This is a genomic window from Sporosarcina sp. FSL K6-5500, assembly GCF_038005665.1.
Classification (GTDB): Bacteria; Bacillota; Bacilli; order Bacillales_A; family Planococcaceae; genus Sporosarcina; species Sporosarcina psychrophila.
Window position 1 is genome coordinate 151,910 of record NZ_JBBOTP010000001.1, and the last position, 25,921, is coordinate 177,830.

A 25,921-nucleotide genomic window follows, 5' to 3' on the forward strand; every position below is an offset into this window, starting at 1 on the left:
AAAATCCCACTGTCTATTAAGTACAAAGATAGCTGGACTTATTAAACTTCGTCTTCGTAGACGATTGAATCGTCCGATTTCTTTTTAGAAAGTACACCGGCTGCCACTTCTTCAAGTGCTTTACCGACATTCTTGTTAGAGACATAAGAAGTAAGAAGCTTATTGCCCTCTTCTTGCATTTGACGCGCACGTTTTGAAGCGAGTGTTACAAGTGTGTATTTCGAGTCGATTTTTTCTTTTAGAGAATCGATTGATGGAGTTAACATTGATTATTCCCCTTTCAGCATACCTAGATAGATTTTTTCTACACGTTCTCTGCGGCAATGTTCGGCAGTGACAATGGCATTGATGCGATCGCAAGCGTTTGTCACTTCGTCGTTTTCTACGACATAATCGTACAAGTTCATCATTTCAAGTTCTTCACGCGCTTTCAAAATACGTGTTGCAATGACATCCGCTTCTTCAGTACCTCTTCCTACAAGTCTGTCTTCGAGTTCAGATAAACTTGGCGGTGCAAGGAAAATGAATAATCCGTCTGGAACTTTGGCACGCACTTGTGCCGCTCCGACAACCTCGATTTCGAGGAATACGTCTCTCCCAGCGTCAAGCGTTGCATTAACATAATCAAGCGGAGTACCGTAATAATTGCCTACGTATTCAGCATATTCAAGAAGTCTATCTTCTTCAACCAACTGTTCGAATTCAGCCCGCGATTTGAAAAAATAATCGGAGCCATCCACTTCACCTTCGCGTGGACTTCTCGTCGTCATTGAAATCGAGTATTCATAATTCGTATCAGGTTGTGTAAAAAGCTCTTTTCGAACCGTCCCTTTGCCCACACCCGAAGGTCCAGATAGAACAATTAGAAGCCCACGTTGTTTGTACATGCAATCCCTCTTCTTATCTAATCTAATTTTACAGTGGAGCTTCAGCACAATCATGCCGGCTCCGATCGTTATCGATCGAAACAATCTGTTCATATTATACCATATATGCTTGTTGTAGTGCTAAAATAGGGAAAAACGATTTGAAAGAGGAATCCTAATGGCATTTGATGGTTTATTCACAACGGCTATGGTGCAGGAGCTACAAGTCTTGAAAAATGGACGTATCTCCAAAATCCATCAGCCGAACGCACAAGAAGTCGTATTTCTAATCCGTGCAGACGGTAAAAATCAAAAACTACTTATTTCAATTCACTCGGCGTATTCACGTATTCAGTTGACAGAAGAAGCGATTACAAATCCTTCTGAACCGCCTATGTTTTGCATGGTTCTTCGTAAACACTTAGAAGGTGGGTCGATTACTTCCATCGGCCAATTCGGGACGGATAGGATTATCACGATTGACGTGAAGGCGAAAAATGAAATTGGTGATGATATTAACAGACGATTGTATGTCGAAATCATGGGCAGGCACAGTAACTTGCTGCTTGTAGATCCCGACCGCGACATCATCGTTGATAGTATGAAACACTTGCCACCATCGGTAAATAGTTACCGAACAATATTACCGGGTCAACCTTTCATACCAGCTCCTCCGCAGGATAAAACAGATCCATTTGCGGTAACTGAAGAACAATTTAACGGGTTGCTACCAGAGTTAGAAAGTGCCCGTGAAGTCGTCCAACGATTTTCAGGCTTTTCACCAGTTAATGCGGAGGAATTATTATACCGCTTAAAAAATGCTCCAGAAGCGAATAAATTCATCGTTTTCACATCACTCCTTGGATCATTCAAAGGAATAGCTAGCACACCAAATATTTCGGAAATTGGTACAAAAACCGTATTTTCAGCGACAGCGCTAACACATTCCGATAAGACGATTGCGGAATACAAGACGCTGGGTGATTTGCTGGATAAAGTGTATTTCGCTCGTGCTGAAAGAGAACGTGTGAAGTCACAAGCCGCGGACTTAGAGCGTTGGCTCGACAATGAAGTTGCTAAACTGAATTTGAAAGTGAAGAAACTCGTAAAAGAAAGAGAAGCCGCTGGAAAGCTAGATACATTCCAACTTTATGGAGAATTACTTACTGCCAATAGTTATGCCATTGAAAAAGGTGCAACGGAAGCAATTGTCGCCAACTATTACGAGGAAGGGACAACTGTAACCATACCGCTTGATCCTAGAAAATCACCAATTGATAACGCGCAACGGTTTTATTCTAGGTATTCCAAAGCGAAAACGGCACTTATCATGATTGCTGAACAGCTTGAAAAAACGGCAGAAGATATCGCCTACTTTGAAATGATTAAACAGCAAGTGTTACAAGCATCCCCTATAGACATCGCAGAAATACGTGAAGAGTTGGCGGAACTAGGTTTTCTGAAGGCCCGCAAGTCGAAAAAGAAACTGAAACCAAAAAAACCAGTACCTGAAACATATGTATCATCTACTGGTGTGAAAATTTCAGTGGGCAAGAACAATAAGCAAAATGACTATTTAACATTTAAAATTGCATCCCGGGAACAAACTTGGCTCCATACTAAGGATATCCCTGGATCACACGTTGTCATACACGAGGCGGATCCAGACGAAGAGACAATTCGTGAAGCGGCTATCCTTTCTGCTTATTTCAGCAAAGCCCGCGGATCATCAGCAGTACCTGTTGACTACACAGAAGTCAGGCATGTGAAAAAGCCGAACGGATCTAAGCCTGGATTTGTTATTTATTTTGAACAAAGGACTATATTAGTTACGCCAGATGAGGATATTGTTATGAAACTACGAAAATAACTTCTAACGGCACCTCTTGCTTAAAATCCAGCAGACTTCTGTTGATTAACCATTTATTCACATGAAATATGGGTGAGTAAGGCTTTGGAAAACCCGTTTTCACTGGATCATTTTCGGTTCGATTTCGGCGAACTAATCACGACAATCCGTCACTTCTAGCCACACTTTTTTCGGTAATCCTATTGGGAATAGTTGCCTGTCGCGTCCCTACAATGTTCAAGTGAAAAATGCAGTTAGGTTTAAATGAAATGAATAGATGACTTTCTATAGAAATTGTAAGTGCCCGAAGATGCAATCTCGGGCACTCTTGTACTATGTACAATGCATTCCTTGCTTACCTTTAGCAAAGAGTATGCATATAATCATGTGATACCTTATAGAAAGCGGCACTTCTTTACTAGTAAAAAGAGAAACCCTAAAGAATGTTTCAGCCGCCAAAATTGTATCTTTGGCGGCTTTTATCCAGGTAGATGCCCCTCTAATATAAAATGCTATTCCACATGGATATCATAATTGTGGAATAGCATTTTTTTGTTTCAAGAAAGTTATTTCAACTTTTTATTATACCCAAATTAAGTAAGTATACGTTTTTCAACATTATGTATTTTCTAGTCTCTAGCACTTTTCTAGTATTCTTTTAAAAAATTGCATCCACACTAAACGGATACACCATACCAAATTATTTTAGCAATTATCTCTAAGCCACTCTCCGCTTTGAAAGGGACTATACAATCATGAAAGCTTTTATTTGTTGATTCCGGACTCAATACAATCACTTGTTGCTGTTCAATTCTTCTATAGCGCCTGACGGCATATTCATTCCCAAAACAGTAAACGGCTATATCACCATTTTCCAGTTTATCTCGTCCAATTTGTAAAGCAACGATGGGAGACCCATCAGGAAATAACAAATTCATACTTTCTCCATTTACTTTAAATGCTATTAGATCTTCGTCTTTCGAGTGCTCCCCTAAGAAACTGACAGGTAGCTTTATAAATTCAATCTCATCACATTCGATACCATCTGTAAGTGAGAGAACACCTGCCGAAATGCTTGGTAAGCACCGAATATTTACCGTCTCTGCAATAGGATAAGCGTTTTCTTTAAAGAAATATTCCATTGGGACATCAAAGTAATGCGCCAATTGTTGTAAAGCTCCAGCCCTTGGAAATTTATTTCCCTTTTCCCATTCTGAGATTGTTGCTTGGCTCATCCCAATCGCTTCGGCAAGTTCCACCATCGTTATTTTATTTCTTTCCCTCAATCGCTTCAAACGTCTGGAAAATAAGCCTTGTACCAGATTGGTCATGAATAGAACCTCCATTTACTTCTCATACTGATTGTACATCATTTCGGAAGTAATCTGTTTTAATACAAAAAAAGCATGTGGTAACTATCCCCATGCAAGTTCTCTTGTTATATCACTTTTAGTAATATATAATTATGTGAATAAGGGGTGAATTATGTGATATCTGAAAATGGAGTGCCATTTTACCTCATCCAAACACTTCATTCTTTACGATTGAAATATGGGATGAATTCTATTGATCTCGCCGAAAGAATAGGAGTCAGCCTAACTACATACGAAGAGTGGGAAAAAGATTCTTCTGCCATCTCGTTTAATCATATGTTGAAGCTAGAAGAAGTATTTCAAATGCCCTCGAAGTATATTTATTTCGGTAAAGATATAACTTTAAGTAATCCTGAAAGAACGAATAGAAAGTAAAGCAAATTATATTACCAACTGTAACATATTCCATTGTCCTATGTTCAAAGATAACTGTAAAAGAAGTTACTTTATACTAGTTTTCATTGAATACAAAAATCGTTACACATTTCAGAGAGGTGTTGTTCTGATAGGATGACCAATTTAGATTCTACACTTGACATTGAGTTAGTCATTTCAAAAATTTCGTCCGACCAATCAAAGTCGTTTCAAACGACTTTAAAGGATTTCCAGACGTTATTAAATGAAGATAAATTAGAAGATTCTATTCTGAAAAATGTCTCCTCTATTTATTATGTATTAGAAAAATTACATAAAGAAAAGAAAATTCATAGACGAGAATTCAACCAACGTACTAAATCCTTAATTAATATTGTCCTACTTGCGAAAGATATAAACGCAAATAATATACGTATAAGTAAGTCTTGAATTGCCAAGACTTGCTATCAAAATAGAACAATGCTTTTAATTAATCCAGATGATGTCTTAGTTATAGACCTATGTAAAAGATGCTATTCCACGATGGTGACATCCATCACGGAATAGCATCTTTTATATTATAGACGACTACTTTTCGGCACGACTATTGATTAACCATTTTCTTACACGAAGCACCTGTAAGAAAAACATACCAATTTACTCTGGTGCTTTTTTACTTTTATCGATTCGGTTGTAATCAGACAGTTGAATCACTCGAACATCGCGGGTATTCAACTCGTGGTAAATCCCTCTGCTATCCCGGAACGAAATGTAGCGATCTCGCTCGCTTTGGATTAGTTCTTCTGCTCTTTCTTGGGACTCCATATAAATAAACCTTCTGATATAATGCTCTTCATCAAAAAAGTAAGTTATTTTGAATTCTTTCATGCCATAAACCTCCTGAAATGCGTAAGCGCTCTAGTTCTCTAATGGCCACATCATTCTTCCGTTAATATTCTCCTTTCATTCTAAAAACTCAGCCTATCCATTTCCTTTCGCACCTATTCTTCAACCTCAGAAAGGCAATCTTCAAAAAAGTGTACACAAAACTATGTTACACTTAATTTGGGTACTAAATGGCTGATGATAAACAATCCAGATCATTAGGGAAGGTCAGCACTTACGTTTATCTGCGGTCTATACATATTTCTATTTTTCGGGGAGGGTTATCACTTACTATAAATAGACCTATTACAAAGCAGTATAAACTGCCTGATATGAGAGGAGTTATAGATTTATCGGACATGAAATGCGGGCTTATATGACAGTAATTAAATTGAATGAAGCAAACATCATCAGACTCTAGTAAAATTCCCCATATACTAGCGAATTCTTTATCCTATGCTTTTATAAAGAATTGCTTTCTCTGTCATTCTTCTTTAATGAGGGCGTAACGCCCCCCACTTCTGGCTATTCATACATATATCCATTGTGCTTATTTATGCCCTATTCATTTTTAATCCGGATAATCGGAAAAATTGAGGAGGAACTAAGAACATGACACTTTTAAAAAAGATAACTGGATTTGGAACAGCTGCACTTTTGGCATTCGGACTTGCAGCATGCAACAGTGATGATGCAAAAAACGACGATGAGCAAACATCAGGAACAAAAACAACGGCCGGTGACTCTGTTGACCACACAATTACAGGGATTGATCCCGGTTCAGGACATATGGAATTAACGGCGAGAGCACTTAAAGAATATGATCTGACAGATTGGAATCTCACTTCGGGCTCTGGTGCCGCGATGACAGCTGCTTTGAAAAGAGCTTATGATAAAGAAGAACCAATTATCATAACAGCTTGGAGTCCGCACTGGATGTTTCTAAAATTCGACTTAAAATATTTAGAGGATCCTAAACTAGTCTATGGTGATTCTGAAGAAATTCATTCAATTACTCGAATGGGAATGAAAGATGACTTCCCTGAAGCTTACACGATTTTCCAACGCTTCAACTGGGACATAGAGGATATGAGCGAAATTATGGTCGCGATTGAAGATGGGGTAAAGCCTGAAGAAGCAGCCCAAACATGGATTGACGACAATCAAGACAAAGTAGCAGAGTGGACAGATGGCGTGGCTAACGTGGATGGAGATACCCTCAAGCTCGTCTATGCGCCCTGGGATAGTGAAATCGCAAGTCATAATATGATGAAACTTGTTCTTGAAGATAAGGGTTATAAAGTCGAATTATCGATGGTAGAACCAGGTCCAATGTTCTCAGCTATCGCTGATGGAAGTGCAGATGCAACATTCGCTGCTTGGTTACCTATCACCCACAAAACCTATTTGGATAAATTTGATGGTAAATTCGAAGATGTTGGTATTAATATGGTGAACGTCAAACAGGGACTAGCTGTACCAACCTATATGGAAGATATCAATTCCATTGATGATTTAAAGAAATAATTCCAGAAAAACAGCCCATTGCTTTTAGCGATGGGCTGTTTTCATAAAATGTTTTGACAACTGATTTTTGCTGTGGTTTGATTGTAGAATAGATGGGCAATTAAACTTGTTTTCACTCCTTGTAGAAAGTAGGTATATACCTAAATGACAACTTTTAGTGCTGAATTAAAAAACTTATCAATCGGATTACCGAAAAAAATGAAATATGGTACTGATAAAGAAATGGATACTGGCATCTGCAAAGAAACGATTGAGGAGGTCTTTTTAACAAAAGATGGCTTTAGAGGAGATGGTGTAGCAGACCTTCGACATCATGGGGGGCTTGACCGCGCAGTTTGTGTCTATCCGCATGAGCATTATTCGCTCTGGGAACAGGAGTTTAACAAGCCCCTACCAAGTTCGGCTTTCGGGGAGAATATAACAGTCACCAATATGTTGGAGCAAAACGTTCATATTGGTGACATTTTCCGTCTCGGAGATGCTGTTATTCAAATAACGCAAGGCAGAATTCCATGTAGCACGATTACAAAGAGAACCGATATGCCTCCCCTTCTTAAAAGAATGGTGGAAACCGGGTTCACAGGTTATTTATGTCGTGTTTTAGAAGAAAGCTCTGTACGAAAAGATTCGACAATTACATTAGTAGAATCTCATCCAAAACAAGTGTCCATCCTTTTTGCGAACCAGATTTATTTTCATCATCCAAAGGATATTGAAGGCATCAAAAAAGTGTTGGACGTTCAAGAATTGGCACACGATTGGCGTGAGCGATTGACCAAACGATTGGAGCAATTAACAAATCCATATATGTTGAATAAATGAATACGGCGTATGCGCTTTACAAGGGCTTTTGAAAGGCCACTGAAAAAGCCCTTGTCATTGGAATAAATTAGGATTCCCACTAATACCGCTTCGACGCTTTGTGGATGCCTCCCGCGCTAGATTGTCAATGTGAGAAAGAGCTTTTCATTATCTACGATAAAATCTGCAACCTAGAGTGTGTCTTTCTTGAATAGAATTAGTATCAAAAAGTAATCACATTATAATCTCGGCATATACATCTCAAAATCACATTTCTCTCGATAATGAACAACTTAGCGCAGGCGCGGAAAAGGGGTCGCCGAAGCTGTAAGGCATCCCCAAAGCGCTAAGCGTTCTACAATCCACCCCTCGAATTAATACTCTCTCCTTATTGAGCGCCACAGTAAATTTAGTGGGATTCTTTAATTCAATATATATAGTCTAAAATTTTTTGCATATTCTTATATAGGTTACTAGCAAAACAGCTATTCCACTTGGATTTCACCAACGTGGAATAGCTGTTTTTCATTTCATTAATCCAACTCTCAATTCTCCATGTCAATCAAATAATTTTCTGATTGCTTCTTCAGTGTTCTCGACCAGTCTAGTAGAGAGACTCGGATTGATGCCGGCATTGTCACCAAGTCATCTCAATCAATTGCTTCATCGCAGAAGGTTTGGTATCGCCAGTTTCTTTATCGATTATAGATGTGTATAAATGCGGAATGACGGTTTCTGCACCATTGTCCAGACATGTTTGTACGATTACATGGACGTTGTCTAACGTAATACCACCTGTTGGTTCAATGATTTTGATGCCTGCTTTTACTGCTGCCCTCGTCATCTCTGCTAATTCCTCAAGACCCTTTTCACCTTCGATTGGATATAATTTGATAGAAGGAATCCCGAGCTCAGCAATCATAGCTGCCACAAGTTCACATGATACCTTCTCTCGGTATGCCGAACTAGCTGGACCCGTGGAAATATACACTTGACCAGGCATGCCAGTTGGTTCGACCAAAGAGTTGATCACGGGAACATTTTCTGTAGTTTGTTCCATTCTTCCAAGCGTATAACCCGATGCCGGGAATACTTGGTTAATATGATTTGGTAAAGTTGCCACAGATACATTCGCAACTTTTCTCCACATATTAGGATCACCCGCACCTAATCCCACTGAAACACGGATATTATTATCCTTGAATTCTTTTACTAACTCGATAGCAGCCTCTTCTGTCGGGAAGTTCTTGACCATGACTCCTACTAATACGCGATCACCCGCAATTTCCACAAGCTCCAGTGCATTATTCAAATCATTGGCTAGCACGTTAAAAACGACTTGATGTTTAAATGACATTATTCCACTCCTTGAGCTAGAACTAGTTTGATTGTTTTTACTATGATATCTTCTTGCCCTTTAAGCAAGGGTCTTGGATCGACAGATAATATTCCGATGTTCACATAATGATGGCGTAAAAAAATAGCCGGATTTCCTGACTCGAGTGCGTGTAGCAAATCCTCTGCATCCATGCCCGCTTCTTTACTATCCACTTCAATAGTTGCACGGTAAATATCCCTGCCTGCTTCATCCTGTTTGACTGAGCATGTCAATCCAGAAACACCATTTAAATCATTACAGAGTTTCTTCATTCTACTAAGCTGCCCCTCTACATCTGTAGCTTTATCGGCATATTGCTTAAGTGCTACGATCAAACCGGCCATTCCTTCTTTTCCAATTTTCATCGGACGACCAATTCCTTTATATTGCTTCCGGCATGCTTCCATTAATTCTTTTCTCCCACAAATGAATCCTGATGTTGGCCCTTCCAATGCTTTACCACCACTATATATCACGATGTCTGCACCCATCGCAATATATAGTTTGAAATCCTCTTCAGCTGCAGCATCGATAATAAATGGAATGTGATGCTTCTTCGCAATTTCTATCATAGTTTCAATTGGTTGCATCCCTTTTTGAATAGCATGATGAGATTTAATGTACATCAGTGCAGCAGTATTTTCATTGATTGCTTCCTCAATATGCTGTGCTTCCACTTTGTTTGCTTGACCGACTTCAACCACCTGCCCGCCACCCAAACTGATCATTTGTGCAATGCTGGCCCCAAAATGAATTTGCTGTCCTTTTTGAACGATGACTTGGTTTTTCAACCCATCTGAATTTGGTAGTCTTTCAATATGTGTCAGATTTTTACCCGCGATAACGGCTGCAGTACTAATCGCAATCCCAGCCGCTGCACCGCTCGTTGGACAGCCATCCTCAGCACCTGTTACTTCAGCAATAACAGTCCCTGTAAGCTCCATGATTTCATCAATGTCTACATAATCTTGAGAGGCTTCTTTAAGTGTTTGCGCAACTTCCTCACTTACGGCTGATGCACCAAGAGCTGTCATTTTTCCGCTTGCATTAATAACTTGTTTTAATCCTAATCGCTTAAAAACACTCATCTTGTTCACCTCAGTCTAATGGTATTGGGAAAAATGCCCCTAAAAGCATTGCTCCTAAAATTGCTCCGCCTACAATAGGCTTCTTTCCCGCGTAAAAAATTGCTGCTCCAACAACGGCACCAACACCAATTGGAATAGATGCAGATGCAGCGGAAATGATAATCAATGGTCCTAAGAATCTTCCTGAAGCATTCCCCGCTCCCATCATGACATCTGCTCCAAAAGTGGAGTTAGATTGCCCTACTGTAAGTTTACGAACCATAATGACAACATACCCGATTGCAAGCCCTAAAATAGCGCCAGTAAGCAAAGCTAACCCAAAATTTTCAATTGGTGCGGTAATTCCGGAAGCCAGAAGTAATGCAGGTACACCAATTCCAAGTCCCGTTTGAATTGCACCACCTATATCTAAAATCCCAACAAGCGAACCCTCCAAAATGCGTGCAAATAGAAAACTTGCCCCAAATGCTGCCGCTACACCATAGCCACCACCTTGCATTCCTACTTCAAGCATCGCAACAATCGCAACATCATTAAACGCCCCAATTTTATAAACGTAGTACATATGGGTGCCCGCAAATACTCCGGATGACAATAGGGCTACAAAAATCGGAAATGACCAATCGGCATACCAAAAACTTTTCATATTAATTTCATTGTTATCCCCCACTTACTTCACCTCATATCCAATTAGTTTGTGTAGATTGATTAACCATTCAGGAGCTTCAAGATTAAATCCTTGAAGGAACTGAATATCGAATCCACGGAAAAACCCACTAAATATAAACAATAAAATTACAGAAACCATAAGTGTCTTTGTAACTTTATTCCAACCACCGTCATCTACGCCTTTTCCGATTAAAATTCCCAGCACGACACCAGGCACGGCATTTCCCATGACCATATGTGCAGCTCCGCCGAAAATCGTTCCCCAGATTCCCGATCGCTTACCAGAATCCAAAGCTGCCAACCAGAAGATAACCGGCATGACAGGATTGATGAGCAAATTTGCTGCTGGAACCAATACTTTTAACGCAATTGCTTGCAATGACTCTGGAATTGCAGAGGCCGTCGAATTCAAGAATGTTACAACAAGTACCCCGATAATTGCTCCCGCAATTGCCATTTTCTTTGGATTATGCAGTGTATCTTCTGGACGTTTTCCTTTTCTCATTAACACAGCTGCCGCCCAGTTTGGAATAATCCGGTGGTCGACGTCTTGCGTGAATGCACCAGCGCCTACAGAAGATGCCCATGCATTAAAGAAGAATCCTAAACCGAATGAAAAGTGTGATGCTGCGTCCCCTGCACAAGCATTTAACTCTCCCAACGTTCGAAATGCGCCCATTCCTTGTGATTTGGGAGCGTGAAACATCCGAGCCGCACCGGCGCCTACGCCGAAACCTACAAATCCTCCAATGATGATAGACTTAAAAATAATCGTAAGTAATTCCATAGTTTATCCCCCTTTATTTCAAGAAATTATTACCCATGATTTGACCCTTCAAACTGTTTCCTTGTTCAACTGTTTCAAATCGAATTTCTTCTACATCCAACAGGAATAATTCCACATCTACATCTAGCACAACCCTGTATTTACTTCTTTTGCGTGGTGCAAAAACGAATAAAAAGCGCTCAATATACGACGTTTCCATCGCTTCTACTACATCAACATTTACAGGCTCAATCCGAATAATCATATTTCCCTTATAGTCTTTCATTACTTTTTTCTGAATATTCCCTAGTGCCGTATTCAGTGCCCTTTCTTTCGAATCCCCTTTGCCCTCAATACGGACCTTTGTTTCAATAATTTTTTTCATGAAATCAGCTCCTTAGTTTTATGAATTCTTCTGTAAGTCTTCTTCCCAATTCTTCCGAATCATTAAAGCCAAAACCAAGAACTGTCTTTCCCTCTCTTAATGCTGTTAGTCCTTCTTCAACGGAACGCATGCCATAGCGTGCTGAATATCCATATTTTGACTGCGCCGTAATAGCCCCTGCTCCCCCACTACCACAAAAAGAGATACCCATATCCGCCTTCACTTCATTCATCATATCGCCCAGTTTCATATCGGCAGCCATTCCACTAATAACGATTGCCTTGCCCCCTGCAGCCTCCACGCCTTTTCCTACATTTTGCCCTTTTCCTAAACGATCGCCAATCACAACAATAATTTCACTCATAACTTATTCCCCCTATTTTCAATTTAATTTTGCAGATTCAAAGTGGATTGATAAAAGATACTTTTCATCATCATGCAAATTGCTAAGTTGTTTGCAAATGTCACTTGCCATTCCAATGGAATCTTGTGTAACCTCATTAAATATTTCTTTTTCAAGCGCTGGAATCGCTTCCATATTTATTGAGCGATAAACCATACCGGAAATGTGTGAAACAAATGAAAGCCACTGAGTTTCTGTCATAATAATTTTTTTAGTCGTTAAAACTTTTTTTGAATAAGTTAATACTTCTATACATAATTCTGAATTCCCGCTTTTACTGATTATCTCGCGCTCTTTTGGAATTTGTTGATTCATCATGGTACACTACCTTCCCATTTCTCAACACCATATATGGTTTAAGTATTTGCTTTGCTTCTAGTTCTACTCCCTCTGAATCTATTAAAATCATTCGTTGTTCAATAATCTTGAAAATCGTAATATCGGCTTTGGTTCCTAGTGCTAGCGTACCTATATCACTTGCCCCAAGTGCATTTGCTGCTCCCAACGTGACCGACTTCACTACCTCAATTAAGGGGATTCCAAGTTCCAATAGCTTGGTCATCGTAGTCATCAAGCTACAAACGGGGCTTTGATAGTTTTTAATATATATATCGGTACTGGTCGTAAACGAATCGTCATATTGCTCTCTGAATTTCATCATAGTTTCATAGCTAAAGCTAGAGGTACCATGTCCGACATCGAATAATACGCCCCTCTTTAAAGCATCCAACGCTTCTGGAATTAGTTCACCTTCTGCATTCATAATCCCATGTTTTTTTCCATGAAATGCATGTGTCACGATGTCTCCTTTACTTAAGAGAGGGAAAATGTCTTGTAAATGGGGAGGTGGGTTCCCAATGTGGACCATGATTGGAACACTTAAACGGTCCGCTAGCATACGCGCATGTTGAAGAGGTTTAATTCCACTATTTTTAACAACACTCCCACTCATTCTTGCCTTCAATCCAACAATGCTTGGTTCCTTTTTAAAAATTTCTTCTGCTTCTTCTATACTCATTAAATCCTCCATATTTGCAAGTTCAGCAAGACCGCTAGTTAAGCCTTTTCTCGCAATATTAAGGAATGAAAGAACCTTCGTTTGACTAGGTTCAACCACCTTCTCCTTAAAAGCCGCATAATCTGAATATCCGGCACTACCTGCATCGACTACTGTTGTAACGCCTTGCTCAATGCCCACTAAATCAGCATCGATCCCAAGTTCGGTGTGTCCAGTAAAAATATGAACATGCATATCAATGAAGCCTGGTGAAACATAGCATCCTTCTGCATTGATATATGTTACATTTTCAGAACTACTATCTTGTGGCGCAACGAGTAATCCATTTCGTACTGCAATTTCCTTTATTTCGATCGTGTCTTGTTGCGGATCAATGAGATAACCATTTTTTATGATGATTTCTTCTGGCACAAAAACACCCCCAGCTATTTTAAATAATGCAGGATTGCAATGATTTCAGCTTTGTGTGTTTGCAAATCATGCACATCTAAAATTTCTTTGATCTTTTGAATATCCTCTTTGTCATAAGAATGATTGCTAGAACTTGAATAATTGTCGTATTGTTTATCGAAATAAAAGCGATGAACCATTAAAAAAATATGCAGCATGAGTGCCTGCTTCTTGGTAGCTCCTATTTCATCGGTAAAAGCTAACTGGATTTCTTGATTAATCTCAAAACCCTTTAAGATTATTTCTTGACTGATGAATTCAGTATCTTGACTACCGATTGTTTCCTCGGTACTTTCCAACAAGTTATTAAATTGAAAGTTTTTATAACGCAGTAACTCCTGCACCTTACGTTTGATGGTTTCGATATCCCTTTTACTTGGCAGCGGATCCACAATTACTAATGGAAGATCAGTTTCAATTGGAAAGACACTAATAATCAAATCGACTTTTTGCTGGATGCAAATTTCATCCACTTCCATAATCGAACAATTTTTAACGATTTCAATATCATAAATTTCTCTTTCGACTCGATTTTTAATAAGACGCGCCACGCCTCTTCCAGTAGAACATACATATAAAGTACGAATTTTACCTTTTTGATTAAACTTCTTTTCAAAAGAGACAATGAAATGGAGCACGATTAACGATACAAACGAATCCGGCACTGAAATTTTTAGAGGCGCAAGGTATATTTGGCACGCTTTTCTGATAGTTGAGAATAGAACTGAATAGTTTTTCTTTAATTCTTTGGTGAATGGATTAATTTCTGTGAAATTGATTTCCCCTTTTTGAAAACGTAGAGAAAGGTGAGCAAAAAGATTATTATATAGTTTTGGATCCTTATGATAATGAATCCCTTGTATATCACTGACATATTGGATTATTTCTTTTGTGACCTTGACGATGTCGATTTGATTGAGCGCGTTATCCCTATCTCCTGTAATATAGCGGTATTCCTCTTCAAACAAAGGATACTGCATTTGTTCATACACCTTCTCCATTAGCTGAACCGTTAAATTAGGATAATCAGCTTTCTTTATAATCCGATAGTCTTTCATCGTAAATCCAGCGTTCATTCGAGTAATCGAGATTGTCATTCTAAACAAAATCCTTAGTACATCTGATTCATGAAGTACGTGTTTAGGTTGAGAAGCAAATAACCGAGCCATCTGCTTCTCAACGACTTTATACAAAGGAAGTATGTCGGCAAATAGCATAGGTCCTTCAATTAATAAATCTCGACAGGTTACACCACTCATAATTTTATAGATTTCATTATTTGTCAAATCAGCATGGATCAAATGCTCAAACAGCAACCTTAGCGATAGTTCGTCTCCTATTAATTTATAACCCGTTCCGTGCTTTCTTTCTAATTCTATTTTCCAAGGTTGAAGCAATTCATCTATTTGTTTAATATCATTCAAAGATGTATTTCTACTTACATCAAGCCGCTCGGAAAAAGTAGATGCAGTTTTGTAGTCAGTGTTCACCAGCATATATAAAATCATTTTCCCTACTCTAGCCTCCTGATTCAGATAGACATCATTTCGCTCAATTTCCGGCAGGGTATGGATGATGGCCAATCGTTTTTCCTCACTACAATCAATCCAAATCCCTTTATTTGACTGTGAAAATAACTCTATCTCCCGGGTATTGAGCCAACCTTTCACATCTTCTAGGTCATATTTAATCATTCGTGTACTCACATTAAATTCTTCTGACAAATCCTTTAGATAGACAGAACCACTAGTTTCTAGAAGCTTCACCAATAACCGAAACGCTCTTATGTTAAGCAATCCCAACACCACCCTATAGTTGTTCGGGTTTCTTCTGTATCTCCGGAGCATTTAGGTTTTTCTAATACAGAAACCGACAATGAAACAAAAGCGCTGAAGTCTAGACGAGGAATCGCTTCTTTTAAAGGGTTTCCACAGTGCAAGACTTTATAGCTCTCTAACCAGACACAAAATAATTTCGTTTGATCCGACTCCGGAGAGGGTCTTGAATCAATAATTCTTTACTAACCCAACTTTAAACTTTTTATCAATTCAGTTAAAGACAAAATCCTTTCCACCTAAATAGGGAAGGATTTTGGAGCCTTAGTAAGTCATGCACCTCCAACCTACACAATACTAGCTGCTAAACGTCAAAATCTCCTCATCCGTAACAAATATAAATGATTTCTGTAGTTTGCGCTATTCGCGACAAGCTGTTCTAATCGCGTTAAATGTTAATGGGTACGATAATTAAAAAAAGCTATTCCACATGGATTTCACCGTGGAATAACTTTTTTGTTGGCTTAGGAAACTATTTAATCATGCATTGTGAGTAAACTGCAACATAGAGATTTCACATCCAAACGCCAGTGCCTAGAGGCTCGGGGTCGACAGGATATGGGTCTTGCAATGGGGAGGGATTGTACTTCACCCCTCCTTGTTGTCACAGGAAGTGCCGCATTTAGGCAGCATTCATTTATAACAGACGCTTGCCCTTTTGTACTTTATTTCAACAAACCAGCCTTCAATTTCCCGTGCCACTCAAGTAAACTAGCCATCGACTCTTCATTGATGGCCCCTTTTTCTTGCGCGACTTCAGCAAGTGCACCAAAATCAGTCAGGCTTTTGTAAGTCAGTCCTGCAGATGCGAATGTTTCATCTGCACTTTGCAGTTCATATGTAAAGATAGAAACAATACCAGTCACGTCAATTCCTTCAGAACGCAGTGCTTCTGCCGCATTTAAGCTACTACCGCCCGTTGAGATTAAATCTTCGATAATAACCGCTTTATCAGTATCAAGTATTTTCCCCTCGATTTGACGGCTTCGGCCATGTTCTTTCGCTTTCGAACGGATATACACCATCGGTAATCCAAGAATGTCCGCAACCCAAGCCGCGTGAGGGATTCCAGCTGTAGCCGTACCAGCTATGACCGTTGTTTCAGGATAATTTTCACGAATCAATCCTGCTAGGCCTTCCGCGATCTTTTTCCGTCCAACCGGATTTGACATCGTCAATCGGTTATCGCAGTAGATAGGGGACTCAATGCCTGATGCCCATGTAAACGGTTCTTCAGGACTTAATTCAACTGCACCAACATGTAACAGGATTTCAGCAACTTCTTTTTTCACCATTGTTATTCCGTCCCCTTCCAACGTGCTTGAATGTGTTCGTAGGCTGCTCGCGGATCCGGTGTCCCCGTAATTGCTCGTCCGACTACGATATGTGTCGATCCTGCTAGACGCGCTTCTTCAGGTGTTGCAATCCGTTTCTGATCATGTGCTCCGCCATCTGCAAGGCGTATACCAGGTGTCACTTTGAAGAAGGGTTTTCCGCAAATATCTGCAATCGCAGTCGCTTCATGGACAGAACAAACAACACCATCAAGACCTGCTTCTTTCGTCAGCTTAGCATAATGAAGGACAGATTCTTGTAGTCCAACACCGATCAACTGCTCTTCACGAACTTGACGGTCGTCTGTAGACGTCAGTTGTGTAACACCGATGAGTGACGGCCGTGATAATCCGGTGGGTGTCCCTTTATCCAATCCTTCAAGAGCCGCCTCCATCATTGTCTTTCCTCCAGCTGCATGAACATTCACAAGGTCAACACCGAATCCCGCAAGCACTTCCATCGCAGATTTCACTGTGTTTGGAATATCATGCAATTTCAAATCTAGGAATACATCATAACCTTGTTCTTTTAACCGAGCCACAATCGCGGGCCCTGCTTTATAATAAAGTTGCATGCCCACTTTGACATTGACGTCTCCATCAAAAGCACGCAGGAAGTCGAATGTCTTTTCAGCCGAATCAAAATCGAGTGCTATAATCGGGGATGTTTTCATAGACGGTGACTCCTCCCTATCAGTTCAGAAATATGATGAATGCCAAGCTCGTCCAACTTAGCTGGCAATTGTTCAATGATTTGCGGACAAATAAATGGATTGACGAAGTTCGCTGTTCCTACCGCGACAGCACTTGCACCTGCAGACATAAAGTCGATAATGTCAGCCGTTTCTGTCACCCCACCCATTCCAATAATCGGAATATTGACCGCTTTACTTACTTCATAGACCATCCGAATCGCAACTGGTTTAACAGCCGGACCAGACAAACCGCCTGTGCCGTTCGCAATAACGGGTCGGCCGGTTTTCTGATCAAGACGCATACCAATCAGTGTGTTGATCATCGTTATGCCATCTGCTCCGCCTGCTTCAACCGCCTGTGCAATTGCCACGATGTCAGTGACATTTGGAGATAGTTTGACATATACCGGAACTGAAGACACTTCTTTTACCGCTCTCGTCAGCTCTTTGGCGATTTCAGGATCTGTTCCAAAAGTAATGCCCCCCGCTTTGACATTCGGACAGGAAATATTTAGCTCAAGCGCCTTGACATTTGGCGCTTGAGATACGACTCTCGCCACTTCCACGTAGTCAGCTGTTTCAGTACCGGCAACGTTTGCAATGATTGGCACATCAAACTGTTCAAGCCAAGGCAACTCGCCTTCCAATACGCCTTTTAGACCCGGATTTTGCAGGCCAATTGCATTTAGCATACCGGATGCCGTTTCTGCAACACGCGGTGTCGGATTGCCGAGCCTCGTTTCAAGTGTTGTGGCTTTGATCATAATTGCGCCAAGCAGTGACAAATCATACAGTTGGCCATATTCTTTACCAAATCCGAAACAACCGGACGCAGGCATAATTGGGTTTTTTAATGATAAACCTGGTAATTCAATCGATAGTCTATTCATATTGCCACCACCCCTGCTGGGAATACTGGACCATCTGAGCATACTTTAATATAGGCTTTTTCCGATCCTTCCGTTGTTTGACAAACACATGCGAAACAAGCGCCAATACCGCAGCCCATCCGTTGTTCGAATGACAGAAAGCCTTTTTTCCCTGCGTACATTTTTTCAATCGCTTCAAGCATAGGCATTGGACCGCAGCTGTAATACGCTGCAAAGTCATTGCCAAGTTCCGCCATGACAGTAGTCACGAAACCTGCCGTTCCCCGCGAGCCGTCAACAGTTACGATATGTGTTTCACCGAGTTTACTGAACTCTTCTTCGTAAAACACGACATCCTTTGATTGGAATCCTAAGACATGCGTGCATTTCACGCCCTTCGCCGTCAATTGCTTCGACAGCTCATACAATGGTGGTACACCGATTCCTCCGCCAATTAAAATGGCCGTTTCTCCAGTTGCCGTTTCTTCAACAGGAAAACCATTCCCTAGCGGACCAAGTACATCAACTTCATCGCCAGCACGTTTCTGTGAAAGGATGGTAGTCCCCCGACCTTCCGCGCGATAAATAATGGTCATTTCGCCAGCCTCTTGATCAATCGAAGCGATTGAAATTGGACGTCTTAATAGTGGTTCAAACGAGTCTGACACACGAATATGGACAAACTGGCCTGGGGAAGTAATTTCCCCGACCAACTTACCGTTTAACTTCATTTCAAAAATATTTTGGGCAATTTGCCCTTGTGAAGTAACCGTCATTCGATCTTGTATGATCATATAGTTTCCTCCGCTTTCCCCATTTCCTCAGTTTGGAATGTCATTGATTCGATAACGCGTAGCATTGCATCTGCCGTATCAAGGGAAGTGAAGCAAGGAATGCCATTTTCAACTGATTCGCGGCGGATTCTAAAGCCGTCACGTTCAGGTTGTTTTCCTTTTGTCAGTGTATTGATAACAATTTGTGCTTCCCCTTTTTGAATAACATCCAGAAGCGTTGGCCCTTCAGAACCAATTTTACCGATTGTCTTCACGCGGATACCTGCGTCCTCTAGAACAGAAGCCGTGCCTCCAGTCGCTAAAATGCGGTAACCAATAGCTGTAAAGCGTTTAGCGATGCTGACCATCTCATCTTTATCTTTGTCAGAAACAGTCATTATCACAGAACCGTATTCTTTTATTTCCATACCCGCTGCAACAAGGCCTTTATACAATGCTTTTTCGAGCGTAGTATCTTTCCCCATTACTTCTCCTGTCGATTTCATTTCAGGTCCAAGCGTTATATCTACTCGACGCAATTTCGCAAATGAGAAGACTGGTACTTTAACGTAGACGCCTGATGGAGCCTGAGCAAGTCCATTTTTATACCCTTGTTCGATAATTGATTGACCTAGAATGGCTTTTGTCGCTATGTTTGCCATCGGAATGTTCGTGATTTTACTTAAGAATGGTACCGTACGACTTGATCGTGGATTTACTTCGATGACGTAGACTTGCCCTTCTGAAATGACGAACTGGATATTGAGAAGACCTACAATTCCAAGTCCTTTTGCAAGGCGTGTCGTATAATCAGCGATTGTTTCCATCTGAGAAGCCGATAAATTTTGTGGAGGGAACACGGCAATCGAGTCACCCGAGTGAACGCCTGCACGTTCAATATGTTCCATAATGCCTGGGATCAATACATTTTCTCCATCGCATATGCCATCGACTTCGATTTCAGTTCCTGTCAGGTAGCGATCGACAAGTATAGGATGATCTGGGCTTGCTTCAACTGCGTGCTCCATGTAATAAAGAAGTTCTTCTTCATGGTAGACAATTTCCATCGCACGTCCACCAAGTACATAAGAAGGTCTAACGAGTACAGGATAACCGATTTCATTGGCAATCGCGACAGCTTCTGGTACTGAAACAGCTGTTTTTCCTAAAGGCTGAGGAATTCCGATTTCACGCAATGCACTTTCAAACTTATTACGGTTTTCCGCACGGTCAATATCTTCTAGAGATGTTCCTAAAATTTTCACGCCGCGCGCTTCGAGGCCAGCCGCTAGGTTGATGGCTGTTTGTCCACCGAATTGAACGATAACGCCTTCAGGCTGTTCTAGGTCAACAATGTGCATAACATCTTCGATTGTCAGCGGTTCAAAGTATAATTTGTCCGAAATCGAGAAGTCTGTTGACACCGTTTCAGGGTTGTTGTTGATGATGATCGCTTCGTAACCAGCTTCTTGAATTGCCCATACAGAGTGGACCGTCGCATAGTCGAACTCGACGCCCTGTCCGATACGAATCGGGCCAGAACCTAGAACGATAACACTTTTCTTCTCTGTTTTAATGGATTCATTTTCATCTTCATACGTGCCGTAAAAGTACGGTGTATCCGATTCAAATTCGCCTGCACATGTATCCACCTTTTTATAGACTGGAATAAGGCCATGCTCTTTTCGCCAATCGTAAATCACACGCTCATCTGTACTCCATAGTTCTGCAACTGTTACGTCAGAGAAGCCCATACGTTTTGCAGTGCGTAACGTTTCATAGTCAAACGGATTCGCTTTTAAGACTAGTTCAAACTGAACGATTTTCTGGAACTTGCGTAAGAAAAAGGCATCGATTTGACTCCATTCATGAATCGTCTCAACTGTCGCGCCTCTACGGAATGCTTCGCCTATGAAGAACAAACGCTCATCGCCTGCACGACGGATACGTTTTTCAATCCATTCGTCTGTCATTGTCGAACCATTTTTCAACGATAAGCCAAATTGTCCTGTTTCAAGTGAGCGAACTGCTTTCAAAATGGACTCTTCAAATGTACGACCGATTGCCATTACTTCGCCTGTCGCTTTCATTTGTGTACCCAAGTTCCGTTTAGCAGATTCGAATTTATCAAATGGCCAGCGCGGGATTTTCGTCACGATGTAATCGAGTGTCGGTTCGAAACAAGCATATGTTGTACCAGTGACCGGGTTCATCATTTCATCGAGCGTGAGTCCGACCGCTATTTTTGCAGCGATTTTTGCAATTGGATATCCCGTCGCTTTCGATGCAAGTGCAGACGACCGGCTCACACGTGGATTCACTTCAATGATGTAATAGTTAAAGCTGTATGGATCGAGCGCAAGTTGGACATTACATCCGCCTTCGATTTTCAGTGCACGAACAATTTTCAATGACACATTCCTCAGCATCTGATTTTCTCGGTCTGTCATCGTTTGACATGGGGCAGCGACTATTGAATCACCCGTATGGATTCCAACAGCATCAACGTTTTCCATATTACAAACTATAATTGCGTTGTCCGCCGAATCTCGTATCACTTCATATTCAATTTCCTTGTAGCCAGCAATCGACTTTTCTAACAGACATTGCGTGACGGGGCTGTATTTCAAGCCACCTGTGACGATTTCATCAAGGTCTTTATCGTTATAGCAAATTCCTCCGCCAGTTCCACCCATTGTAAATGCAGGACGAACGATAACTGGGTAACCAATTCTTTCGACAAGTGTATAGGCCTCTTCAAGGTTGTGGATAATATCGCTATCTGGAACAGGTTCACCTAGTTCATTCATCAGCGTGCGAAATAGGTCACGGTCTTCCGCTTGGTGAATTGCATTGAGCTTTGTTCCAAGAATTTCGACGCCAAGTTCATCCAAAATACCTGATTCGTGCAGTTCAATCGCCATGTTCAGACCCGTTTGACCACCCAGTGTAGGAAGGAGTGCATCCGGGCGCTCTTTTCGTATAATGCGGCTAATAAACTCGAGTGTAAGTGGTTCAATGTATACTTTGTCTGCAATTTCCGTATCCGTCATAATGGTTGCTGGGTTGGAGTTAATGAGAATGACGCGATAGCCTTCTTCTCTCAACGAAAGACACGCTTGTGTTCCGGCATAGTCGAACTCTGCCGCCTGGCCAATGACAATCGGGCCTGACCCGATAACTAATATAGTTTCAATATCTGTACGTTTAGGCATTGAAATTCCCCTCTCGGCTGCTTGTTTTCATTATATCCATGAATCGGTCAAACAGATGTTTCGAATCTTCTGGTCCTGGTGATGCTTCCGGATGAAACTGTACAGAAAAAGCTTCGTATTTCGTGCTTTTCACACCTTCAACTGAGCCGTCATTAAGTGCTTTGTGTGTCACTTCAAGATTTGTACCTGCAAGTGATTCTTCATCTACTGAGTAGCCATGGCATTGTGAAGTTAATTCCGTCCTACCTGTAGCCAAATCTTTTACGGGATGATTGCCACCCATATGACTATTTTTCAATTTCACTGTGCGTGCTCCACAAGCAAGGGCAAACAGCTGATGGCCAAGCCCTATCCCGAACATTGGGGCTTTTCCTAGCAACTCTTTAATCACTTCAACTGTACCTTCAACATCCATCGGATTGCCCGGTCCATTTGACAACACAATGCCATCTGGTGATAAAGAAAGAATTTCTTTCGTTGTTGTATTATATGGAACGACGATAACATCACAATCTCTCTCATTTAATTCACGTAAAATACCATGTTTCATACCATAGTCGATAAGGATGATTCGCTCTCCGCGACCTGGACTTGGATAAGGTTTTTGTGTCGAAACGCGTGCAACAAGATCTGTCGGTAAGACGTAAGAAGCGACATGCGCAACCGTTTCTTGCACGTTTACTTCTTCTCCTGCAGCAGTCAAAATCCCTTTTAGTGCCCCTTTGTCGCGTAGCAACCGTGTTAGTTTACGTGTATCGATTCCTTGAATTCCAGGAATGCCCTTCATCGTCAACAGTTCGCAAAGCGTCATGCCGCTTCGGAAGTTCGATGGCTCGTCCGCTAGTTCACGAACGACTAAGCCGCTTGCTGCTGGTTCAATTGATTCGTAATCGTCTCGGTTAATGCCATAGTTACCGATAAGCGGGTAGGTCATCACAATGATTTGTCCAGCTCCCGAAGGATTGGAAATGGTTTCCTGATAGCCCGTCATCCCAGTTGTGAATACTGTTTCACCGATTGAACCCTCGTCGGAACCAAAAGCGATTCCTTCAAAAATTGTGCCGTCTTCTAAAATAAGCATTCTTTTTTTCATCATTGTCCATCCTCCCAAACTACTTTTCCACCGAAAATCGTTTTAACTGGCCATCCTGTGCATGTCAAACCGTCAAATGGTGTGTTCTTACCTTTAGATACAAATGTTGTGCGATCTATTTTTGCTTCTTTGTTCAAATCAAGTAATACTAAATCCGCAGTGCCTCCAACTTCAATTTTACCGTATGGTAAGCCGAATATATCCGCTGGTTTTTTCGTCATCCAATCGATGAGCTGCTGCAATGTCCATGTTCCTTTTTTAACAAAGTTCGTATAAAGGAGTGGGAACGCTGTTTCAAAACCAGTAATGCCGAATGGTGCTTTTGCAAAACCGACTGCCTTCTCTTCCGCAGTATGCGGTGCGTGATCTGTTGCTATGAAATCCAGTGTGCCGTCGAGCAATCCTTCGCGTAGTGCTGCGAGATCTTCTGTTCCGCGAAGTGGCGGATTCATTTTCCAATCGGCATCATCGCCTGGAATATCATCTTCCGACAGTAGAAGATGATGCGGACTTACTTCAGCAGTCACATGGACCCCCGCTTTCTTCGCGTCACGGATTACTCGAACCGACTCTTTCGTGCTGACGTGGCAAACATGATAATGAGCGCCTGCCGCTTCAGCTAATAAAATATCCCGAGCGATATGGACCGATTCTGCTATAGAAGGAATTCCTGGAAGTTCCAGTTCCTTATTACGTTTGCCTTCATGCATAGCACCACCGTAGATAAGCGTATTATCTTCACAGTGTGCAACAATCGGCATACCGATTTTAGCTGCTTCCTGCATCGCTTCGTACATCATTCCGGCCTGTTGTATACCAACACCATCATCCGTAAATGCGAAAGCTCCGTGTTCTTTTAGTTCTGCGAGATTCGTCCGTTCTTTACCGGCTTCCCGAATTGTAATAGATGCGTATGGAAGGACACGGATTAAGGACTTCTGTGCGATTAAGTCATTGACAAATGTCAGATTTTCTTTTGTATCCGGTACAGGCCGTGTATTTGGCATTGCACAGATAGTTGTGTAACCGCCTTTTGCTGCTGCCAATGTTCCGCTTTCGATTGTCTCTTTATGCTCTCCGCCCGGTTCACGAAGATGCACGTGGACATCTATGAAGCCGGGTGCTAGTAAAAGTCCTTTGCCGTCGATTACTTCAGCGTGTTCTACTGGTAACTGCTTACCGATTTCCGTAATTTTATCACCCGTTACTTTTACATCTGCTGTGACAAGTTCCCCGTCACCGTTTAGCATCTGAACCCCTTGAATAAGTTTCTGCATGTCAATTCCTCCCTTTCAATACTGCTTCTAATACGGCCATCCGTATGTATACACCATTTTCCATTTGTTTGAAAATCCGTGATTTCGGACATTCGATTAAGGTATCTGCTATTTCCACACCTCGGTTAAATGGTCCGGGATGCATGATGATTGCATTTTCTTTCATTAGCTGCTCGCGGGCTTCTGTCAGGCCGTATCTTTCATGATATCTTTCACCAGCAAAGTTTATTTCTGCCTCGTGTCTTTCATGTTGAACCCGTAGCAGCATAACCACATCACTGTTTTTAATCACTTCATCCCACGAATCCACACTGTTGAATTCGCCTGCCCATTCAGCCGGGCAAAGGAATGTCACGTTTGCGCCAAGCTTCGTCAGAGCATCGGCATTGGACCGTGCAACTCGGCTATGTGTGATATCCCCTGTAATCAGTACGTTCAATCCTTGAAATGAACCAAACTCTTCTTTAATTGTGAATAAATCCAGCAGTGATTGAGTCGGATGCTGACCTGAACCGTCTCCTCCATTAATGATAGAAACTGACGTTCTACCAATCAACTGCTCATAGTAACCATCTTCGGGATGACGGATAACAAGTGCATCGACACCTATTGCTTCGAGCGTTTTGACTGTGTCATAAAGCGTTTCTCCTTTTAATGTACTAGAGAAGCTGGATTCGAATGGTAATACATCAAGTCCGAGTTTCCGTTGTGCCATTTCAAAACTCATTTTCGTTCGTGTACTCGGTTCAAAAAATAAGTTACTGACACTATATTTCCCGGGCAATTCTCGGACTCCACGTTTTTTGAATGTATCAGCACGATCAAGGATTGCCATAATTTCTTCTTCAGTCAGGTGTTTCATCGAAACAAGATGCTGCATCTGGTTTGTCCTCCTTTTATTGAAAAGCTTAATGGCCTGGGTGCTGAAGCCTAGACATATTGAAAAACGAGCCTTCCCGATAAACGGAAAGGCTCGTTAGGTATGACAATCCAAACCCTACACTTATTGTGCAGAATG

25 protein-coding genes are annotated in these 25,921 nt (G+C 41.3%); 4 read left to right on the top strand and 21 right to left on the bottom strand.

Annotation, left to right across the window (positions count from 1 at the left end; translation table 11 throughout):
- Positions 1–41: 41 nt before the first annotated feature.
- On the bottom strand, positions 42–266 hold the full coding sequence (gene rpoZ, locus MKX62_RS00730; RefSeq protein WP_067211360.1) for a DNA-directed RNA polymerase subunit omega: 225 nt from the start codon (positions 264–266) through the stop codon (positions 42–44).
- 3 nt (positions 267–269) lie between these two features.
- Positions 270–887: a guanylate kinase gene (gene gmk, locus MKX62_RS00735; RefSeq protein WP_067211363.1), complete on the bottom strand. Its 618-nt coding sequence runs from the start codon at positions 885–887 to the stop codon at positions 270–272.
- A gap of 157 nt (positions 888–1,044) precedes the next feature.
- Between gmk and MKX62_RS00740 the strand changes: the two genes are divergently transcribed.
- Positions 1,045–2,736: an Rqc2 family fibronectin-binding protein gene (locus MKX62_RS00740; RefSeq protein ID WP_067211365.1), complete on the top strand. Its 1,692-nt coding sequence runs from the start codon at positions 1,045–1,047 to the stop codon at positions 2,734–2,736.
- Between the two features lie 656 nt (positions 2,737–3,392).
- On the opposite strand, the gene MKX62_RS00745 is transcribed toward MKX62_RS00740, so the two are convergent.
- Positions 3,393–4,046, bottom strand: coding sequence for an XRE family transcriptional regulator (locus tag MKX62_RS00745; protein WP_340740426.1), 654 nt, complete (start codon positions 4,044–4,046; stop codon positions 3,393–3,395).
- 156 nt (positions 4,047–4,202) lie between these two features.
- On the opposite strand from MKX62_RS00745, the gene MKX62_RS00750 reads away from it, so the two are divergent.
- The gene (locus tag MKX62_RS00750; protein ID WP_067211370.1) at positions 4,203–4,463 is read left to right on the top strand and encodes a helix-turn-helix transcriptional regulator; all 261 of its coding nucleotides are present in this window, start codon (positions 4,203–4,205) and stop codon (positions 4,461–4,463) included.
- 636 nt (positions 4,464–5,099) lie between these two features.
- Here the strand turns inward: MKX62_RS00750 and MKX62_RS00755 are convergent.
- Entirely contained in the window at positions 5,100–5,330 is a 231-nt protein-coding gene (locus MKX62_RS00755) for a hypothetical protein (protein WP_067211375.1), read from the bottom strand.
- Positions 5,331–5,939: 609 nt separating this feature from the next.
- On the opposite strand from MKX62_RS00755, the gene MKX62_RS00760 reads away from it, so the two are divergent.
- Complete coding sequence (locus MKX62_RS00760; protein ID WP_187045430.1) at positions 5,940–6,854, top strand: glycine betaine ABC transporter substrate-binding protein; 915 nt, start codon at positions 5,940–5,942, stop codon at positions 6,852–6,854.
- Between the two features lie 144 nt (positions 6,855–6,998).
- Positions 6,999–7,676 carry an MOSC domain-containing protein gene (locus tag MKX62_RS00765; protein WP_340740427.1) on the top strand — a complete coding sequence of 226 codons (678 nt, stop codon included), beginning with the start codon at positions 6,999–7,001 and terminating at the stop codon, positions 7,674–7,676.
- 616 nt (positions 7,677–8,292) lie between these two features.
- On the opposite strand, the gene MKX62_RS00770 is transcribed toward MKX62_RS00765, so the two are convergent.
- The 17 genes from MKX62_RS00770 to MKX62_RS00850 form a co-directional block, all read right to left on the bottom strand.
- A complete protein-coding gene (locus tag MKX62_RS00770) occupies positions 8,293–9,012 on the bottom strand; it encodes a KDGP aldolase (RefSeq protein ID WP_340740428.1) in 720 nt (239 codons plus the stop codon).
- Positions 9,012–10,121 (bottom strand): DgaE family pyridoxal phosphate-dependent ammonia lyase, encoded by a 1,110-nt coding sequence (locus tag MKX62_RS00775; RefSeq protein ID WP_067211387.1) that lies wholly within the window; start codon positions 10,119–10,121, stop codon positions 9,012–9,014. The genes MKX62_RS00770 and MKX62_RS00775 overlap by 1 nt, the downstream gene beginning before the upstream one ends.
- Positions 10,122–10,131: 10 nt before the next feature.
- Positions 10,132–10,767: a DUF4310 family protein gene (locus MKX62_RS00780; protein ID WP_067214019.1), complete on the bottom strand. Its 636-nt coding sequence runs from the start codon at positions 10,765–10,767 to the stop codon at positions 10,132–10,134.
- Positions 10,768–10,791: 24 nt separating this feature from the next.
- A complete protein-coding gene (locus tag MKX62_RS00785) occupies positions 10,792–11,577 on the bottom strand; it encodes a DUF4311 domain-containing protein (protein WP_067211390.1) in 786 nt (261 codons plus the stop codon).
- 13 nt (positions 11,578–11,590) lie between these two features.
- A complete protein-coding gene (locus MKX62_RS00790; protein ID WP_082786640.1) occupies positions 11,591–11,941 on the bottom strand; it encodes a DUF4312 family protein in 351 nt (116 codons plus the stop codon).
- 4 nt (positions 11,942–11,945) lie between these two features.
- Positions 11,946–12,305 carry an SFCGS family glycine-rich protein gene (locus MKX62_RS00795; protein ID WP_067211393.1) on the bottom strand — a complete coding sequence of 120 codons (360 nt, stop codon included), beginning with the start codon at positions 12,303–12,305 and terminating at the stop codon, positions 11,946–11,948.
- An 18-nt stretch (positions 12,306–12,323) separates the two neighbouring features.
- The gene (locus tag MKX62_RS00800; protein WP_340740429.1) at positions 12,324–12,662 is read right to left on the bottom strand and encodes a PRD domain-containing protein; all 339 of its coding nucleotides are present in this window, start codon (positions 12,660–12,662) and stop codon (positions 12,324–12,326) included.
- Positions 12,619–13,773 (bottom strand): amidohydrolase/deacetylase family metallohydrolase, encoded by a 1,155-nt coding sequence (locus MKX62_RS00805; protein WP_340740430.1) that lies wholly within the window; start codon positions 13,771–13,773, stop codon positions 12,619–12,621. Before MKX62_RS00805 ends, MKX62_RS00800 begins: the two co-directional genes overlap by 44 nt.
- A gap of 14 nt (positions 13,774–13,787) precedes the next feature.
- Positions 13,788–15,608 carry a BglG family transcription antiterminator gene (locus tag MKX62_RS00810; RefSeq protein WP_340740431.1) on the bottom strand — a complete coding sequence of 607 codons (1,821 nt, stop codon included), beginning with the start codon at positions 15,606–15,608 and terminating at the stop codon, positions 13,788–13,790.
- Positions 15,609–16,312: 704 nt separating this feature from the next.
- Entirely contained in the window at positions 16,313–16,942 is a 630-nt protein-coding gene (gene pyrE, locus MKX62_RS00815; RefSeq protein ID WP_340740432.1) for an orotate phosphoribosyltransferase, read from the bottom strand.
- A 2-nt stretch (positions 16,943–16,944) separates the two neighbouring features.
- Positions 16,945–17,655, bottom strand: coding sequence for an orotidine-5'-phosphate decarboxylase (pyrF, locus tag MKX62_RS00820; RefSeq protein WP_340740433.1), 711 nt, complete (start codon positions 17,653–17,655; stop codon positions 16,945–16,947).
- Complete coding sequence (locus MKX62_RS00825) at positions 17,652–18,566, bottom strand: dihydroorotate dehydrogenase (RefSeq protein ID WP_340740434.1); 915 nt, start codon at positions 18,564–18,566, stop codon at positions 17,652–17,654. Before MKX62_RS00825 ends, pyrF begins: the two co-directional genes overlap by 4 nt.
- Entirely contained in the window at positions 18,563–19,339 is a 777-nt protein-coding gene (locus MKX62_RS00830; protein ID WP_340740435.1) for a dihydroorotate dehydrogenase electron transfer subunit, read from the bottom strand. The genes MKX62_RS00825 and MKX62_RS00830 overlap by 4 nt, the downstream gene beginning before the upstream one ends.
- Positions 19,336–22,533, bottom strand: coding sequence for a carbamoyl-phosphate synthase large subunit (gene carB / locus MKX62_RS00835; protein WP_340740436.1), 3,198 nt, complete (start codon positions 22,531–22,533; stop codon positions 19,336–19,338). The genes MKX62_RS00830 and carB overlap by 4 nt, the downstream gene beginning before the upstream one ends.
- Positions 22,526–23,626: a carbamoyl phosphate synthase small subunit gene (locus MKX62_RS00840; protein ID WP_340742523.1), complete on the bottom strand. Its 1,101-nt coding sequence runs from the start codon at positions 23,624–23,626 to the stop codon at positions 22,526–22,528. The genes carB and MKX62_RS00840 overlap by 8 nt, the downstream gene beginning before the upstream one ends.
- Complete coding sequence (locus MKX62_RS00845) at positions 23,626–24,903, bottom strand: dihydroorotase (protein WP_340740437.1); 1,278 nt, start codon at positions 24,901–24,903, stop codon at positions 23,626–23,628. Before MKX62_RS00845 ends, MKX62_RS00840 begins: the two co-directional genes overlap by 1 nt.
- Position 24,904: 1 nt before the next feature.
- Complete coding sequence (locus MKX62_RS00850) at positions 24,905–25,783, bottom strand: aspartate carbamoyltransferase catalytic subunit (RefSeq protein ID WP_340740438.1); 879 nt, start codon at positions 25,781–25,783, stop codon at positions 24,905–24,907.
- Positions 25,784–25,921 lie beyond the last annotated feature (138 nt).

Coding starts and splice junctions, on each gene's coding strand:
- MKX62_RS00740 (WP_067211365.1), top strand. CDS start 1,045: ATGGCATTTGATGGTTTATTCACAACGGCTATGGTGCAGGAGCTACAA.
- MKX62_RS00755 (WP_067211375.1), bottom strand. CDS start 5,330: ATGAAAGAATTCAAAATAACTTACTTTTTTGATGAAGAGCATTATATC.
- MKX62_RS00800 (WP_340740429.1), bottom strand. CDS start 12,662: ATGATGAATCAACAAATTCCAAAAGAGCGCGAGATAATCAGTAAAAGC.
- pyrE (WP_340740432.1), bottom strand. CDS start 16,942: ATGGTGAAAAAAGAAGTTGCTGAAATCCTGTTACATGTTGGTGCAGTT.
- carB (WP_340740436.1), bottom strand. CDS start 22,533: ATGCCTAAACGTACAGATATTGAAACTATATTAGTTATCGGGTCAGGC.
- MKX62_RS00790 (WP_082786640.1), bottom strand. CDS start 11,941: ATGAAAAAAATTATTGAAACAAAGGTCCGTATTGAGGGCAAAGGGGAT.
- MKX62_RS00845 (WP_340740437.1), bottom strand. CDS start 24,903: ATGCAGAAACTTATTCAAGGGGTTCAGATGCTAAACGGTGACGGGGAA.
- MKX62_RS00760 (WP_187045430.1), top strand. CDS start 5,940: ATGACACTTTTAAAAAAGATAACTGGATTTGGAACAGCTGCACTTTTG.
- gmk (WP_067211363.1), bottom strand. CDS start 887: ATGTACAAACAACGTGGGCTTCTAATTGTTCTATCTGGACCTTCGGGT.
- MKX62_RS00840 (WP_340742523.1), bottom strand. CDS start 23,626: ATGAAAAAAAGAATGCTTATTTTAGAAGACGGCACAATTTTTGAAGGA.
- MKX62_RS00825 (WP_340740434.1), bottom strand. CDS start 18,566: ATGAATAGACTATCGATTGAATTACCAGGTTTATCATTAAAAAACCCA.
- MKX62_RS00775 (WP_067211387.1), bottom strand. CDS start 10,121: ATGAGTGTTTTTAAGCGATTAGGATTAAAACAAGTTATTAATGCAAGC.
- MKX62_RS00745 (WP_340740426.1), bottom strand. CDS start 4,046: ATGACCAATCTGGTACAAGGCTTATTTTCCAGACGTTTGAAGCGATTG.
- MKX62_RS00785 (WP_067211390.1), bottom strand. CDS start 11,577: ATGGAATTACTTACGATTATTTTTAAGTCTATCATCATTGGAGGATTT.
- MKX62_RS00770 (WP_340740428.1), bottom strand. CDS start 9,012: ATGTCATTTAAACATCAAGTCGTTTTTAACGTGCTAGCCAATGATTTG.
- rpoZ (WP_067211360.1), bottom strand. CDS start 266: ATGTTAACTCCATCAATCGATTCTCTAAAAGAAAAAATCGACTCGAAA.
- MKX62_RS00830 (WP_340740435.1), bottom strand. CDS start 19,339: ATGATCATACAAGATCGAATGACGGTTACTTCACAAGGGCAAATTGCC.
- MKX62_RS00765 (WP_340740427.1), top strand. CDS start 6,999: ATGACAACTTTTAGTGCTGAATTAAAAAACTTATCAATCGGATTACCG.
- MKX62_RS00795 (WP_067211393.1), bottom strand. CDS start 12,305: ATGAGTGAAATTATTGTTGTGATTGGCGATCGTTTAGGAAAAGGGCAA.
- MKX62_RS00850 (WP_340740438.1), bottom strand. CDS start 25,783: ATGCAGCATCTTGTTTCGATGAAACACCTGACTGAAGAAGAAATTATG.
- pyrF (WP_340740433.1), bottom strand. CDS start 17,655: ATGAAAACATCCCCGATTATAGCACTCGATTTTGATTCGGCTGAAAAG.
- MKX62_RS00780 (WP_067214019.1), bottom strand. CDS start 10,767: ATGAAAAGTTTTTGGTATGCCGATTGGTCATTTCCGATTTTTGTAGCC.